13 protein-coding genes are annotated in these 15,157 nt (G+C 65.0%); 6 read left to right on the top strand and 7 right to left on the bottom strand.

Annotation, left to right across the window (positions count from 1 at the left end; genetic code table 11):
- Positions 1–141 precede the first annotated feature (141 nt).
- A complete protein-coding gene (locus tag P9254_RS15790; RefSeq protein WP_278056898.1) occupies positions 142–867 on the bottom strand; it encodes a hypothetical protein in 726 nt (241 codons plus the stop codon).
- 531 nt (positions 868–1,398) lie between these two features.
- Between P9254_RS15790 and P9254_RS15785 the strand changes: the two genes are divergently transcribed.
- The gene (locus tag P9254_RS15785) at positions 1,399–1,542 is read left to right on the top strand and encodes a hypothetical protein (protein WP_156752689.1); all 144 of its coding nucleotides are present in this window, start codon (positions 1,399–1,401) and stop codon (positions 1,540–1,542) included.
- A 30-nt stretch (positions 1,543–1,572) separates the two neighbouring features.
- Here P9254_RS15785 and P9254_RS15780 read toward each other — a convergent pair whose 3' ends face one another.
- The 3 genes from P9254_RS15780 to P9254_RS15770 all read right to left on the bottom strand — a co-directional run bounded on the left by P9254_RS15780 (position 1,573) and on the right by P9254_RS15770 (position 5,524).
- On the bottom strand, positions 1,573–2,547 hold the full coding sequence (locus P9254_RS15780) for a nucleoside hydrolase (RefSeq protein ID WP_278056896.1): 975 nt from the start codon (positions 2,545–2,547) through the stop codon (positions 1,573–1,575).
- 126 nt (positions 2,548–2,673) lie between these two features.
- Positions 2,674–4,788, bottom strand: a complete 2,115-nt coding sequence (locus tag P9254_RS15775) for an ABC transporter ATP-binding protein/permease (protein ID WP_278056894.1) — start codon at positions 4,786–4,788, stop codon at positions 2,674–2,676.
- An 82-nt stretch (positions 4,789–4,870) separates the two neighbouring features.
- The gene (locus tag P9254_RS15770) at positions 4,871–5,524 is read right to left on the bottom strand and encodes a LysE family translocator (protein WP_442920320.1); all 654 of its coding nucleotides are present in this window, start codon (positions 5,522–5,524) and stop codon (positions 4,871–4,873) included.
- 500 nt (positions 5,525–6,024) lie between these two features.
- Here P9254_RS15770 and cyoA point away from each other — a divergent pair, with 500 nt between their 5' ends.
- From cyoA to cyoD, 4 genes are read left to right on the top strand one after another with little or no spacing between them, the layout of a single operon-like run.
- The gene (cyoA, locus tag P9254_RS15765) at positions 6,025–6,933 is read left to right on the top strand and encodes a ubiquinol oxidase subunit II (protein ID WP_278056892.1); all 909 of its coding nucleotides are present in this window, start codon (positions 6,025–6,027) and stop codon (positions 6,931–6,933) included.
- 2 nt (positions 6,934–6,935) lie between these two features.
- Entirely contained in the window at positions 6,936–8,939 is a 2,004-nt protein-coding gene (gene cyoB / locus P9254_RS15760) for a cytochrome o ubiquinol oxidase subunit I (RefSeq protein ID WP_278056890.1), read from the top strand.
- Entirely contained in the window at positions 8,936–9,655 is a 720-nt protein-coding gene (locus tag P9254_RS15755; protein ID WP_127214672.1) for a cytochrome (ubi)quinol oxidase subunit III, read from the top strand. Before cyoB ends, P9254_RS15755 begins: the two co-directional genes overlap by 4 nt.
- Positions 9,652–10,062 carry a cytochrome o ubiquinol oxidase subunit IV gene (cyoD, locus tag P9254_RS15750; protein WP_095778315.1) on the top strand — a complete coding sequence of 137 codons (411 nt, stop codon included), beginning with the start codon at positions 9,652–9,654 and terminating at the stop codon, positions 10,060–10,062. Before P9254_RS15755 ends, cyoD begins: the two co-directional genes overlap by 4 nt.
- Before the next feature lie 134 nt (positions 10,063–10,196).
- Here the strand turns inward: cyoD and P9254_RS15745 are convergent, their stop codons facing one another.
- The gene (locus P9254_RS15745) at positions 10,197–11,354 is read right to left on the bottom strand and encodes a sulfite oxidase (RefSeq protein WP_067325152.1); all 1,158 of its coding nucleotides are present in this window, start codon (positions 11,352–11,354) and stop codon (positions 10,197–10,199) included.
- 497 nt (positions 11,355–11,851) lie between these two features.
- Between P9254_RS15745 and P9254_RS15740 the strand changes: the two genes are divergently transcribed.
- Positions 11,852–12,910, top strand: coding sequence for an aminopeptidase (locus tag P9254_RS15740; RefSeq protein WP_067325154.1), 1,059 nt, complete (start codon positions 11,852–11,854; stop codon positions 12,908–12,910).
- A 176-nt stretch (positions 12,911–13,086) separates the two neighbouring features.
- On the opposite strand, the gene P9254_RS15735 is transcribed toward P9254_RS15740, so the two are convergent.
- Both P9254_RS15735 and P9254_RS15730 read right to left on the bottom strand, forming a co-directional pair.
- The gene (locus tag P9254_RS15735) at positions 13,087–13,317 is read right to left on the bottom strand and encodes a hypothetical protein (RefSeq protein ID WP_067325155.1); all 231 of its coding nucleotides are present in this window, start codon (positions 13,315–13,317) and stop codon (positions 13,087–13,089) included.
- Positions 13,318–13,502: 185 nt separating this feature from the next.
- Positions 13,503–14,729, bottom strand: coding sequence for an anion transporter (locus tag P9254_RS15730; RefSeq protein WP_067325157.1), 1,227 nt, complete (start codon positions 14,727–14,729; stop codon positions 13,503–13,505).
- Positions 14,730–15,157: the final 428 nt, after the last annotated feature.

Below are 15,157 nucleotides of genomic sequence, written 5' to 3'. Positions count from 1 at the left end.
GGTTATCGGATATGGCGCTCCCCCGCTCCGTCTCGGCTGCGCCGAGCCACCTCTCCCGTCCACCTTGTGGGGGCGAGGAATTGCCAAACCGCCGAGGTTGCAACCGGCAGGAAGGATGGCAACGGCCGTTCTGCCTCTGCCCTAAATCACCGCGGTGACCGTGCCCTTCGCATTTAGGCGACAGCCGACTTTCGCCTGCCTCACTTCGATGCCGCCTCGCCTGTCATAGTCTATGCGCACCTCGATCGGCGCGTTGAGCCCGCTTCGGCGTTGACGCAAGGGGCCGGCGCTGACCGTGTAAACACGCACGGCGCCGAGGGGCTTGGCGGCCGCCGTGATCGCGGCGCGACAGGCGCGCACCACGGCGGCCGGCGTGCCCCGTATCGCCTTCGGAGGTGACAGCGGCGCGATGCGATAGCCTTTGGTGACCCGCCGGAGGTCGCCGCCGGCGGATCTGGAGGGCCTCAGCACTGGAGGCAGCACAATGGTCTGCGTCGCGCTCTTGGCCAAAGCAGGGGCTGTCGGCACCGCGGCCGGGTTCTGCGCAGAGGCAGCCGATCCGCTGACGGCGGAAGGATCGTCGCCCGCGGCGGCGCCGCCCACGCTTGTCGACACGCCTGTGCTGGTGCTGCCCAGATTGCCGCCGGCATTGACGCCGAGCGATCCGCCGCCGGTCGATGCGCCGACGTTTGCGCCGCCGACACCGTCGGCACTGGCGCCCACGCCCGCCGACACGCCTTGCGAACCGGCGCCCAATCCGGCGCCGACGCCGATGCCGCCGACCTTGCCGCCCACGCCGACGTCAAGCGCCGAGGCATGCCCGATCGGGATGGCGATCGCCAGCGCGGCTGCTAGGTATTTTTTCATGGCCAGACCTTTGTTCCAAGGCCAACCTTGTGTGGCTCCTCATCGAGCGTCCGCTCGACAGCGGTCTGCGAAGCCTTCGTCGCGCGAATGCGTGCCGAGCGATGGCAACTTCTCGCCCTGCCAGGCATCGGCCTCGGCGGTGACCGGCGCGGCTGGAGGCCGCTCGAAAGACGAATGAGAGAAAAGCGGTCTCGGCAACGCCAAGCACTGAAAAAGGCTTAGGACTTCTCCTTTCAACTTAGCTGTCGACAGCAGGGCAAGTTTGAGCTCGCCTACGCGCTGCTAACGGGTAACTTTCAAATTAGTTTCAACTAAAATGCAACAGAACAAGGACACCACCGTGCCAGCGCCGGTTGCTGAAGCCGACCGCCGGGCTCTCGTCGAAATGGCCGTCTCGGCTTCGCCGGGCCAATTCTCCCCCACTTCCTGGCGTGCGCGGGCCTGGAGGCTTGAGAGTCGCCCAGGGCGGCAAGGCGCCCGCGCTACCGGCTCGAAGCCGCAACGCTCGTCGCGCTGGCCGACAAGGATGCGGTGCTGGTCGGCCAGGCCGACCTGTTGCGATCGATGGTCGAGGGTGCGGCCGGCGATGCGATCCTGGCCAACAAGCGCGAGATCGAGACCGGCATCGCCGCCATCAGCGCCACATTGCGCGACAGGCAATCGTTCCTGCTGTGAGGGCCGGCTAGGCCTTGCCCCTGGAGCGCCTCACGCCTTTTGACTGGTGAGGCGCTCGAGCGCATCGACGATCAGGTCGCAGAATTTCGAATGGTCGAGCTTCATCGCCACGGTATGGCGGAAATCGACCTGCTCGCTCGCCGTGCCGCCGAAATGGCGCATGCCGCCCAGCTTCTCGAAATTGCAGACCGTCATGCCCTTGGTCCACCGTCCGGCAAGCTCGACGCGGATATCGGCCTTCTCGGTGGTGAAGACGCCTGCGTCGATCATCGCCGCCACGCAGCAGGCGTCATGGACGGCGGGATAGGCTATCTGCAGCAGGCCGCCATGCGTGGTCGCAATGAATTCCCAGATGTCGAGGATGAATTTGGCGATCGGCCCGCCGACGGCGCGCACCCTGTCCTGCAGGTCGGGGGTGGCCAAGGCCTGGTGCGTGAGGTCAAGCCCCACCATGGTGACGTCCCAAGCGGCGCGGAACACCACGTCTGCGGCCTCCGGGTCGGCATAGACGTTGAACTCGGCCGCCGGCGTGATGTTGCCGCGCGTGAAACTTCCGCCCATCGCGACGACCCGCTTCACCCGCTCGACGATGCGCGGCTCCTTGCGCACGGCTAGAGCGATGTTGGTGTAGGGCCCGACCGGCACCAGCGTGACGGTTTTCGGCTCATGCGCCATGACCGTCTCGATGATGAAGTCGACGGCATGGCGCTTGTCGAGCTCGAACGAGGCGGGCGGCAGCTCCGGGCCATCGAGCCCGGTCTCGCCGTGGATCTCGACGGCCAGCACCTGGTCGATGATCAGCGGGCCGGGCGAGCCTTTCGCCACCGGCACCTTTATGCCGTAGGCCGTGCATACGGAGAGCGCATTGCGCGTGGTGTTCTCGACATTGTGGTTGCCCGAAACCGTGGTGATGCCGAGAAGGTCGATGTCCGGGTTGCCGGCCGCAAGCAGGATGGCGATGGCATCGTCGTGCCCCGGATCGCAGTCGAGGATGATCTTTTCCATGGGGGTCGCCTCTCCCTGGCCTGCGGCGATTACAGACCGGGGCCTCTGGTGACGTCAAGGTTGCCATCCGGCCGAAGCGCGATCACCACAACTGACGCTCTTGCCGCCCCGCCCATAATGCCGCCCTCAGCGCGCCTGCCCGCCTCTCGCCCCGCTCCCCCACAGCGCCCGCGCGAACACGTTGCGCTTGCCCTTGCGCGGCGCCAGCTCCACATCGCTGACCAGCTTCGCGCCGCCCTCGCGCCGCTCCAGCGTGATCTTGCGGCTGTGGAAGGCTTCCAGCTCGGCGCGGTGGGCGACGCTGATGACGGTGACCTTCGGCAATGCCTGGACCACCGTCTGCATCATCTTGTCCTGGCTCTTCTCGTCCAGCGCCGAGGTCGCCTCGTCCAGCACGACGATGTCTGGCTCGTGCAGCAGCAGGCGCGCGAAGGCGAGGCGCTGCTTTTCGCCGCCGGAGAGCGTCTGGTCCCACGGCGCCTCTTCCTCGATCCTGTCCCGCAGGTAGCCGAGGCCGACCTTGTCGAGGGCGGCGTCGATCTCGTCCACCGTCCAGTTGTCGGCGGCGGCCGGATAGGCGACCGCGCGCCGCAGCGTGCCGGTCGGGATGTAGGGGCGTTGCGGCAACATGAACAGCCGCTTGCCGGCATGGAAATTGACGCTGCCGCCGCCCCAGGGCCACAGGCCCGCGACGGCCCGCACCAGCGTCGACTTGCCGGTGCCGGATTCGCCGGCGACCAGCACCCGCTCGCCCGGGTTGATCTCGACCTTCGTCTCCTTGACCACGCCGGTGCCGTCGTTGAGGGTGACGGAGAGATCGTCCAGGCTGAGCATGGCGCCGTTTTGCGTCTCGCCGCGCCGGATGCGCCCAAAGGACTCGCTGTCTTCGGCGCGCTCCAGCCCGTCGAGCGACATCATCAGCGAAGCGACGCGGCGCGCCGAGGCGTTCCAATCGGCCAGGCGCGGATAATTGTCGACCAGCCAGCCGAACGCGCCTTGCACGATGGCAAAGGCGGAGGCCGCCTGCATGACCTGGCCGAGCGACATCGAGCCTTCGAGGAATTTCGGCGCGCAGAGCAGCACCGGCACCACCGGCGCGAACAGCATCGACCCTTGCGAGACAATCGCGGTGCGCATGTGCTGTCCGGTCAGCAGCGCCCATTGCCTCAGCACATGGCCGAAATTCCTGTCGATTCCGCTGCGCTCCTCCGCCTCTCCGCCGAGCAGCGCGATGCTCTCGCCGTTTTCGCGCACGCGTGTCAGCGTGTAGCGGAATTCGGCTTCCGCCTGGTTCTTGCGCTCCGAAAGCTGCACGAAATGGCGGCCGATGACCACCATCGAGGTCGAGGTGATGGCGGCATAGATGACCGCGGTGACGACGAGGAAGCCGGGGATGGTGATGCTCTCGCGGCCGAGCGGCAAGGTGAGCGCGCCGCCGATGGTCCACAGCACGACGATGAAGGTCGAGGCCGCCAGGAAGGCGTTGAGAACGCCGGAGATGAAATCGACGGGGGACTCGGTGGCGATGCGCAGATCTTCGGTGAGACGGGCTTCGGGGTTCGAGTGGTCGCCGGCGACGAGGTTGAGCTGATAGTAGCGGCCGCTGGCCAGCCAGCGCGCGATGACAGATGTGGTGAGCCAGGAGCGCCAGCGGCGCTGGATCGTCATACGCAGATAGACCTGAGCGACGACGAGGCTGGCGCTTCCGGCGACTAGCGGCACGAAGACGGCGCTCAGCATATAGACGGTGTGGACATTGCGCTGTTCGATGGCGTCGAAGAAGGCGCGGTTCCAGACATTGATGCCATACTGGAAGCCGACATTGACGCAGATCAGCACCAACAGCCCAATCGTAAACGGCCATGCGAGCTTGTCGCCATTCCGGCCCCAGTAGCCGCGCCCGCTGATCCAGAACCGCCTAAAGAGGTACTTCCTGCGCGCCTGCTCGGCCTCCTCGGGCGTCAGCTTCGGACCGGGCTCGACGGATTCCGGCGGCGGCGGCGCCGGTTCGCCGACGGCCTCCGGCGTGGCTTCGGCCGGCTCCTCTTGCTCGGGCGATTGCTTCGGGGGCGACCTTTCTTCGCGGGGTCTTTCCGGGTGCAAGCTTTCCGGCGGCGACTTTTCCGGCCGCGTCTTGCCCGGGGGTGCCTTCGCTGCGCCGGTCTTTGCGGGGCGCGACTTCCCGGCACCGCGCGGCTGGGCGCCGTCGGCCGATCTTGGCTTGAGCTTTGCTTCAGACATCAGCCGACAACGGCTCAAAAATCAGAAGGTTTCACGATCTCGGCGAGAGATGTTGCCTGCCCGCTCGGGCCTCGACCTCACCTCACCCGGCAAAACCCCGCCGCGCGACGGCCATGCCTTCCCACATCAGCTTGATCCCGAGCGCGCCGACCACGGCGCCGGCGGCGCGGTCGATCCAGTGCTTGGTGCCGAGATAGGCCGCGCGCGGCCGGCTGGAGGAAAAGGCGAAGGCGACGACCGCGTACCAGACGAATTCGTTGAGGAAGAGCAGCGGCGGCAGGACCAAGAGCATCCAGAGCGGCGGCGAGGCCGGCAGCATGGCCGCGAACATCGAGGCGTAGAAGATCGCCGTCTTCGGATTGGCGAGCTGGACCAGAAGCGCGCGCCGCAGCGCCCGCCAGAACGAGCCGGCGCGCGCCGAGGCATCGTTCGCGATCTCGATCGGCTGATTGGCGCCGCGCCAGATCTTGATGCCGATCCACAACAGATAGGCGCCGCCGGCAATGCGCAGGAAAATGTCCAACCAGGCGATCTGGACGAGCAGCGCGGTCAGGCCCGCGACCGCGATGATGGCGAAGATGAAGCCGCCGATGCCCATGCCGATCGCCGCCGCCAGGCCATCCGTACGCTCGCCGGCCACCGCGATACGCGAGACGACGACGAAGCTCGGCCCCGGGCTCATCGCCCCCAGCAGGAAAACGCCAAGGATGGAAAGGATGGTTGCAATCTCGGACAAGGCTTCCTCCGCAGGTCGGCTGCAATTCCCTGCGCAGTACAATGCACGCGCCGCACGCCTTGTCACCATCCTGGCGGGCGATCGGCGAGCGCGAGCATGCCGAGACGGCGTCTGGTCAGGCTGGAGCCGCGCCCTATGTCTTCCGCGGCCCGTCCAGCCATCGGGCAAAACACCGCCTTTGCGGAACAGGCGGCAACTGCTTGGGTTGGCAGCCGTGTTCAGCAGTCGTACGGTATATGGCGGAAGTGCCTCTGCACACGGGGAGACTTCAGATGAAAGCTGCCGCAGAACGCGACCCTCGCAGGCGCGAGCTTTTGAAGGATCACGGCCCAGCCGGACTGGCCGCGAAGTCTGTTTCCGGCCGCGCCGCGGCCCAGCGGCGCCGACGACGCGCCGCCCACAGTCAAGACGTCCCACCGATCCGTTCGCGCCGAGCATGATCCGTTCCAGTGCTTTCCTTCCCTAGACCAAGGCGAGGCCGCTCGCCGCTCTGGATAGGCTTGATCGCAGCGCTCCCCGGCTGCGCGGGCGGGGTGCTCGACCCGCAGGGCCCGATCGGAGCGGGCAACCGCACGATCCTGCTCAACTCGCTGGCGGTCATGCTGGTCATCGTCATTCCGACGCTGGTGGCGCTGCTTTTGTTTGCCTGGATGTTCCGCGCCTCCAACCGCAACGCCCGCTACGAGCCGGAATTCACCTATTCGGGCCGCATCGAGCTGATCGTCTGGTCGATCCCGACGCTCACCATCCTCTTCCTCGGCGGGCTGATCTATTACGGATCCTACCATCTCGACCCGCGCCGGCCGATCGCCTCCAGCCAGCCGCCGCTCGACATCCAGGTGGTGGCGCTCGACTGGAAATGGCTGTTCCTCTACCCCGACCAGGGCGTCGGAACGGTCAACCAGCTGGTCATCCCGGCCGGCGTTCCCGTTCGTTTCAAACTGACCTCGGCCAGCGTGATGAACACCTTCTTTGTGCCGCAGCTCGGCAGCATGATCTATGTCATGAACGGCATGCAGACCGAGCTCAACCTGCAGGCCGACCGCGAGGGCGACTATCTCGGCCTGTCGGCGCATTTCAGCGGCGACGGCTTCTCCGACATGAATTTCCGCGTGCGCGCGGTCCCGCCCGACGAATTTGCGCGCTGGGCCTCTTCGCTGCATGGCGCCGGCGGCGTGCTCAACGCCCGCGCCTATGGCGAGCTTGCCCGGCAGAGCATCAACGTGCCGCCGGCCTCGTTCGGCGTCGTGCAGGACGGCCTGTTCGACGCGATCGTGCGCCAGACGCTGCCGCCCGGTCCGGGTCCCGCCGAAACCGCCGCCGGCGAGCCGCAGGTAAGCCCCAAGGCCCAGCCCAAGGCCGGGACGCCGGCGCCTGCCCAACAGCCGCAGCCGAAAGCGGGAGGATGACGATGCTCGGCAAGCTCGACTGGTCTGCCATTCCCTTCGATCAGCCCATCCCGCTGGGCGCCGCGCTCGTCGTCTTCCTGGCGGCCGCCGCGGTGCTGATCTGGGTCACGGTGAAAGGATACTGGCCCTATCTCTGGGACGAATGGCTAACCTCGGTCGACCACAAGCGCATCGGCGTCATGTATATCGTTCTGGCGGCGCTGATGCTGCTGCGCGGCTTTGTCGATGCCGTGATGATGCGCACGCAGCAGGTGCTCGCCATCCACGGGCCGGGCTATCTGCCGCCCGAGCATTACGACCAGGTCTTTTCGGCCCACGGCACGATCATGATCTTCTTCGCCGCGATGCCCTTCGTCATCGGGCTGATGAACTTCGTCGTGCCGCTGCAGCTCGGCATCCGCGACGTCGCCTTTCCGACGCTGAATTCGGTGAGTTTCTGGCTGACGGCGACCGGCGCGCTCCTGGTCAACATCTCGCTCGTCGTCGGCGAGTTCGCCCGCACCGGCTGGCTGCCCTATGCGCCGCTGTCGGAGACGACCTACTCGCCGGGCGTCGGCGTCGACTATTATCTCTGGTCGATCCAGATCTCCGGCGTCGGCACGCTGCTCACCGGCGTCAACCTGGCGACCACCATCCTCAAGATGCGCGCGCCGGGCATGGGCTATCTGCGCATGCCGATGTTCTGCTGGACATCGCTCGCCTCCAACCTGCTGATCGTCGCGGCCTTCCCGATCCTCACCGCCACGCTCGCCATGCTGACGCTCGACCGCTACCTCGGCTTCCATTTCTTCACCAACGAAGCCGGCGGCAACCAGATGATGTTCATGAACCTGATCTGGGCGTGGGGCCATCCGGAGGTCTACATCCTGGTGCTGCCCGCCTTCGGCATCTATTCCGAGATCTTCTCGACCTTCTCATCGAAGCCGCTTTTCGGCTACCGGTCGATGGTCGCGGCGACGCTGTTCATCTGCATCGTCTCCTTCATGGTCTGGCTGCACCACTTCTTCACCATGGGCGCCGGGGCCGACGTCAATGCCGCCTTCGGCATAGCCACCTCGGTCATCGCCGTCGGCACCGGGGTCAAGATCTACAACTGGCTCTTCACCATGTATGGCGGGCGCGTGCGCTTCGACACGCCGATGCTGTGGGCGCTGGGCTTCGTCACCACCTTCATCATCGGCGGCATGACCGGCGTGCTGCTCGCCGTTCCGCCGGCCGACTTCATGCTGCACAATTCGCTCTTCCTGGTGGCGCATTTCCACAATGTGATCATCTCTGGCGTGCTGTTCGCCGCCTTCGCCGGCTTCACCTACTGGTTCCCGAAAGCCTTCGGCTTCCGGCTGCATGAGGGCTGGGGCAAGGCCGCGTTCTGGTTCACCCTTGCCGGCTACGTGCTGGTCTTCGTGCCGCTCTATATCGTCGGCCTGCTCGGCATGACCCGCCGTCTCCAGCATATCGACATGGACCTGTGGACGCCGTGGCTGGTCGTGGCGGCCTTCGGCATAGCGGTGATGATCGTCGGCGCCGCCTGCCAGGTCGCGCAGCTCGTCGTCTCGATCAGGCATCGCGACGAATTGCGCGACGAAACGGGCGACCCTTGGGACGGCCGCTCGCTGGAATGGTCGACATCCTCCCCGCCGCCCTTCTTCAACTACGCGCGGCTGCCGCATGTCGAGAACGAGGAACCCTACTGGACCATCAAGCAGCGGGCGATGGAGGAGCAAAGGCCCGGCGAGGACGAAAGCTATGAGCCGATCGAAATGCCGCGCAACAGCCCGACCGGCTTCGTCACCGCCTTCTTCAGCACGCTGATCGGCTTCGCCCTGATCTGGCACATCTGGTGGCTGGCGATCGTAGGCTTCATCGGCGCCTATATCACTTTCGTCGTCTTCGCCTGGCGAGAGCACGGCGACTACGAAGTCTCCGCGGAGGAAGTCGAGCGCATAGACCGCGACGGCAGGGCCGCACAGCTTGCCTGGCTGCGCAGACGGGAGCGCGTGGCATGAGCGACATCACGGCCGGCAGCGCGGCGCGCGATCCCTACCGGGTTGGACGGTCCGGCGGGCATGGCCATGGGGGACACGGTCATGGGGGTCACGGCCATGCGGGACACGGCCATGGCCTGCTCTCGGCGACCGGCCACGGCCAGGGCGGCCCGGCCTCGAAGTTCGTCACCGTGGCCTACGGCTTCTGGATCTTCCTCCTGTCCGACATCATCATGTTCTCGGCTTTCTTCGCGGCTTATGCGGTCCTGTCGACGGCGACCGCCGGCGGGCCATCCGGTAAGGAGCTGTTCGAGCTGCCGCGCGTTGCGGCGCAAACGGGGCTGCTGCTCACATCGAGCTTCACCGGCGGGCTGGCGACGCTCGCGACGCATCGCCGGTCGATGGCCGCCACGCAGTTCTGGCTTCTGGTCACCGGCCTGCTCGGTGCCGCCTTCCTGTTCCTCGAGGTGCAGGAATTCGCGGTGATGGCGAGCGAGCAGGCAGGCCCTTCGCGCAGCGCCTTCCTGTCAGCCTTCTTCGCCCTTGTCGGCTGCCACGGTACCCATGTCGGGCTCGGCCTGCTCTGGCTCGGGACCATGATGGCGCAGCTCTGGGTGAAGGGCTTCCGGCCGGAAATACTGCGCCGGCTCCACTGCTTCGGCCTGTTCTGGCACGCGCTCGACATTATCTGGGTCGCCATCTTCACCCTGGTCTATCTCTTGGGAGCGTCGCCATGAGCGACATCGACAGCCGGACCGACGAGGAACTCGACCGCCGCGATTCGGCGCCGGGCGAGGAGCGCATCACCGAGCACGAACTGGCGGGAGGGCTGTCGGGCTACCTGCTCGGCTTCGGCCTCGCGATCCTGCTGACCATCGCCTCTTTCCTCGCCGCGCAGACCGGCTTGATCTACCAGCCGGCGGTGATCTCGGCCCTGGTGGTGCTGGCGATCGCGCAGATGGGCGTGCATCTGGTCTTCTTCCTGCACCTGACCACCGGGCCCGACAACACCAACAACGTGCTCGCGCTCGCCTTCGGCGTGCTGATCGTCGCGCTGGTCGTGATCGGCTCGGTCTGGATCATGGCCCATCTCAACCTGAACATGGCTCCGATGAGCGCCCATCAGGCCAGGATGATGCCATAAGGCGGCTCAACCCGCCGGCAGAGGCGTTCTCCCGCGTGGGTCGCCACCGTCACAGCCGGCCCGATCGACGTCATGACCCCATGCCAAAAGCATGGGGTCACATCGATGTGAGAGGTTTGATAGGCTTCCGCCGATCAGTGAATGGCGATGCGTCGCGTCACCTGACCGTTGCTTTCCCAGTAAGTGTGCTTCTTGGCGATGACGGGATCGTCCATTGCGGGTTGGACCTGCCCTCCGGTACTAACGGCGCGCGAGGTGACTGTGTGCTCCCCGGCGGAGGGCTTGGGCCAGTCGACGGACCATATCTTCCAAGCGAAGTCCGCCTTTTCGGTTTCATCGATGGTCGCCGGCATCCATGGGCCGTCATCGATTTTCACCTCGACCCGCTCGATCGGCGCGCCCCAGGCCGCTCCGACGATCCTGTAATCATTGCCGATATGAGTGACCCGGGCCGGCGCAGACTTCAGACGCGCCCGCCCGACAGAGGTTTCCATCCATACCGTCTCGCCGTTGTGCTCCTCCTCGCGCAGCGTGACATAATCGCGTCCCATGAACTGGTTCACGAAGCGTTGGTCCCTGACTTCGATACGCTTGAGCCACTTGACGTTCGCGATCCCGTACCAGCCCGGCGCTATCAGCCGCAGCGGGAACCCGTTATCGGCAGGCAAGGCAGTGCCGTTCATCTCGTAGCAGAGGATATTTTTGGGGTCCAAGGCGTCGGCGAGCGACATGCTGCGCGCAAAGTTCTGCGTGAACTTGACGTCGTCGGCTCGCTTGATTTCACCTTTATCGGTGCCCCAGAAGACAACCTCGATGCCACTGTCGAGGACGCCGACCTCCATAAGGATCGTGGCGAGCGGCGTGCCCGCCCAGCGAGCATTGCCAATCCCGCCATTGAAGAACGGGAGGCCAGTATTGCCCGAACATTCGACCGTGAACGTGACTTCCTGGCGCGTTCGAGCCTTGATGTCAGCGAGCGTCAGGTCTGTCGGCTTTTTGACGGAGCCGCCAATTTCGAGCTTCCACGTGCTTTCGTCGATGACCGGCCGGTCGAAATGCGCGATTGAGAAGAACTTGTCGTTGGGCGTCACCCAGGAATCGAGATCCTCCCACACCAACTGATTTTTGATGACTTGCGGAACCGGGTTTGGCGGCAACTGATCGAGCCATTTGATGACTTCCTCGCCGGCCCGGGTTGGAAAAGCATAGGCAATCCGCGATTGAAAGGACGCCAGCGCCACGAGGGTTGCCCCTCCTCGAACCATGAATTCACGTCTGGGAAGGTAATGCATGATCACTTCTCCTCCAGTGAAAAGCTCAGTTCTCCTTCAGTGAGTAAATGCGAATAGCGACCGCGATCGCGCGCAGAAGCCGGACGCGGCGGGCAATGATGAGAGCGCGTGGAACACCCCCCGAGTTGGAAGTGCGCCCTAGTTGAAGCGACGTCTCCCGCTCTCAATTCGCCGGCGTGTCAGGTCCGAGCCAGCGGTCTTCAAATATACGCCCTATCTGTCGTCGTGGCGAGGCCAAGGGCTGGCATCTTCGCATCAGGACTCGATACCTGCATCGTGCTCCAAGCTTGAATGCCGCCGACGATTGATGCGTTGCATCTCGTGAGCGGCATGGACCTGGTCAGCACCGATGTCAGCTCTGAGGCGTTGCCGATCCTGCCAAAGTCCGACCCGTGACGTCCCACCAGGTCTTGACGAAGATCGGCGGGCCTGTTTGAGACTCGCGGTCAAATGGGGACACTTGCTTCACGGGGAGATGAACAGGCGGTGGGCAGGCTGTGAGGCGCGTTTTTCGATTGCTTGCCGCGGCGGTCCTGGCGGCCGGCGTGGCCGGGTGCACCAGCATTTCCTATTACGCGCAGTCGCTGGAGGGCCATGTTGAGATCATGGCGGCGCGCAAGAATGTCGGCAAGCTGATCCGCGACCCCGCAACGCCGGAGGCATTGCGCGTCAAGCTGACGTCGGCGAGCGCCATACGCCGCTTTGCCACGGATGAACTGGCGCTGCCCGAAAACAGCAGCTACCGCAGCTATGTCGACATCGGCCGGGACGCTGTGACCTTGGCGGTTTTTGCCGCGCCGCAATTCTCGCTCACGCCCGTAACATGGTGCTTTCCGGTCTTCGGCTGCGTTCCGTACCGGGGTTACTTTTCCCGGAAATCGGCGGCAGAGAGCGCTGCCGAACTGCAGCGGCAGGGGCTGGACGTCTACGTCTCGGGCGTCACCGCATATTCCACGCTCGGATGGTTCAGCGATCCGCTGCTCAGCACCATGCTGCGCCAGGACGACACCTATCTCGCAAGCCTGATCTTCCATGAGCTGGCGCATCAGAAAATCTATGTGAACGGCGACTCCGCGTTCAACGAGGCTTTCGCGGTCTCGGTCGAAACCACCGGCGTCAGGAAATGGCTCCGCGCCACAGGCAATCGCGCGGGATTGCGCCGCTACGAAGCCAATCGCAAGCGCAACGCCGATTTTCTCGGACTGATAGCGAAAACCCGGGACGAGTTGCGCCAAGTCTATGGAAGTCCGCGTGGCCCACAGCAGATGGCCGCCGCCAAAGCAGCCACGATCGACAGGCTGCGGATGCGCTACCGGCGCATGCGCGATACGCGCTGGGCCGGATACCGGGGCTATGACGCCTGGTTCGATAGCCCGATCAACAACGCAAAGCTCGCCGCGACTGCCGTCTATGGCGAACAGGTTCCGGCGTTTCTTCGCCTGTTCGACTTGTGCTCCGGCGACTATCCAAGGTTCTACGCCGCCGTTCGAAGGATCGGGAATTTGCCCGGACCTGCGCGCGCCCAGACGCTGAAGACCGTGGCGGCGTGCGATTGACCTGAACAGGCAAGGGTCGGCCGCGTACCCGACATGAGCGAAGCCAACTCGGCAGCCAATCACATCGGGCGCGCCATATGCGATTGCCCTTAGGCAGCCGCGCGGTGCCGCGACGCCCCAAAAAGGCCTCTTGCGGAGCCTCGTCGCAACAGCGGCGCCCGGTCGGCGCGCGGCCCCTAGCTCGAAAACGTCACGGTCACGCCGCGCTGGCGGAAATAGGCCTGCATCAGCTTGCGGCCCGCGCGGTTGTTGTGCGCCAGCTTGGCCGGCTCGAACACCGCCTGTTTCAGCCCTTCCCGCGCCATCGCCGCCTTGAGCGTCGCGATATGCGCATCGATGTCGGCGTTGTCCGCGCGGATCGAGGCATAGATGCTTTCGGTCGCTTCGGCCACGGTCGGTTCGCTCACTTTATGTCGTCCTTCGGTTGGTTGCGCGGCGGCTTAACCGGGCCTGAAAACAAAAACAAGGCTCCATGGGGCATTGTCGCACTCACAGCAGAACCTTGCCCTATTCTCCCCGCCAGCTGCTTGGCGTTTTCCGGCTTAATCGCCTACGCCGACGCGATCGCACCCAAAGTAAAGGCGTCCAACGGCTACGAAGTGAGCGCCAGCCACGCCGTGCCGAAGACCAGCGTCAACAGCGTCAGCGGCAAACCGACCTTGAAGAAAGCTGCGAAAGACAGCTCCTTGCCCGCCGCTCTTGCCTGCTCAGCCACGATGAGGTTGGCGACCGAGCCGAGCAGCGTGAAATTGCCGGCGAGCGTCGAGCTCATCGCCACGACCAGCCACGCGCGGTGGGGGTTTTCGAGGCCCGGGATGAACGGCCTCAACGCCAGCACCGCCGGCACATTGCTCATGACGTTGGAAAGCACCGCGGTGAAGCCGGAGAGCCGCCAAACATCGTCGAGACCCATATTCTTCGCCGCGGCGATCATGTCGGGGGTGAGCAGCGTGCGCTCCGCGCCCGCCACGACCACGAACAGTCCGGCGAACATGAAGAGCAGCGGGCCGTCGATCTCGCGGTAGATGCGGTGCGGCTTGATCGCGCGGGTGACGAGCAGGAAAGCGCCGGCAATGAGCGCCGCCTTGGCGACGGGCACGCCAGCGAAGAAGGCGAACGCCAGCACCACGCAGACGATGGTCGCCTTCAGCACCTGTCCCGGCAGCATGCGGCCGCGATAGACCTCGGGGCTGAGCTCGGCGGGGCGAGAGAATTCGCCGCGGTAGACGATGCGGACAATGACGATGACGGCGACAAGGCCGAACAGCGCCACCGGCGCGAGCGCCGCCGTGAAGGCCGGATAGGAAATGCCCGAGAGCGCGCCGATGACCATGTTCTGCGGGTTGCCGGTGATGGTGGCGACGCTGCCGCAGTTGGAGGCCGTGCAGGTGGCGATCAGGTAGGGAACCGGGTTGCGCCGGATGACGCGGGTGACGTGGACGACGATCGGCGCCATCACCAGGCAGATCGCGTCATTGACCAGAAAGGCCGAAAGCACTCCGGTCAGAAGCGTCACCATGACGAGCAGCATGAAGGGCGCGTGCGCATGCTCAATAGCGAAGCCGCCGAGCGCCCGGAACGCGCCCGACACTTTCAGATGCGCGACCACGATCATCATGCCGAGCAAAAGCGTGATCGTGTCGAAATTGATGGCGCGGTAGGCATCCTCCATGCCGATCGCGCCGATCGCGATCATGGCGGCGCCACCGAGCAGCGCGATGCCGGCGCGATCCAGCCTGAAGCCCGGAATACGGCCGACGGCAACGCCGGCATAAGTGGCTACCAGGATGAAAAGCGCTCCCGCACCGGTCCATGTCATTGCAGGAAATCCCGTTGCCTGCCCGCGCCCGACGGAATCTGCTCGAGCGCCCTTTGCCGGACGAGCTTTAGCAACGGCAGCGCAAAGGGAAAGGGTCGAGGGATGAAACTTTCGTCATCCGCCCGGGGCTTTTATATCTCGGATGGCTAATGTAATGTCTTGAGAAAAACAGGACCGACAATCCAGTCGTTGGGGACTAAATGGATGAACGCGGTCGTTGAAGCGGAGCATCGCGTCTCGCCAAACGAGAATCTGATGCCCTCGGCGGAATGCCGGCGCTGCCATGGCGCCAGGAAAATTTTCATTTGCGACCGCTGGGTCGCCTCCAACGGCCATTGCTGCCCGGAAGGAACGCACCGGCTGAGCTGTCCGGGACACAGTGTGATCTGCCTGGAATGCGGCGGATCGGGAGGCCAGAATGCCTGACC

Origin of the sequence: Mesorhizobium sp. WSM4983 (assembly GCF_029625765.1) — a bacterium.
Lineage (GTDB): Bacteria > Pseudomonadota > Alphaproteobacteria > Rhizobiales > Rhizobiaceae > Mesorhizobium.
This window is presented reverse-complemented; position numbering and strand designations above follow the sequence as displayed.

What these genes read in the sequence shown, in the direction of transcription:
- P9254_RS15790 (WP_278056898.1), bottom strand. Translation starts at nt 867, where the DNA reads ATGAAAAAATACCTAGCAGCCGCGCTGGCGATCGCCATCCCGATCGGG.
- P9254_RS15780 (WP_278056896.1), bottom strand. Translation starts at nt 2,547, where the DNA reads ATGGAAAAGATCATCCTCGACTGCGATCCGGGGCACGACGATGCCATC.
- P9254_RS15775 (WP_278056894.1), bottom strand. Translation starts at nt 4,788, where the DNA reads ATGTCTGAAGCAAAGCTCAAGCCAAGATCGGCCGACGGCGCCCAGCCG.
- cyoB (WP_278056890.1), top strand. Translation starts at nt 6,936, where the DNA reads ATGCTCGGCAAGCTCGACTGGTCTGCCATTCCCTTCGATCAGCCCATC.
- P9254_RS15755 (WP_127214672.1), top strand. Translation starts at nt 8,936, where the DNA reads ATGAGCGACATCACGGCCGGCAGCGCGGCGCGCGATCCCTACCGGGTT.
- cyoD (WP_095778315.1), top strand. Translation starts at nt 9,652, where the DNA reads ATGAGCGACATCGACAGCCGGACCGACGAGGAACTCGACCGCCGCGAT.
- P9254_RS15745 (WP_067325152.1), bottom strand. Translation starts at nt 11,354, where the DNA reads ATGCATTACCTTCCCAGACGTGAATTCATGGTTCGAGGAGGGGCAACC.
- P9254_RS15730 (WP_067325157.1), bottom strand. Translation starts at nt 14,729, where the DNA reads ATGACATGGACCGGTGCGGGAGCGCTTTTCATCCTGGTAGCCACTTAT.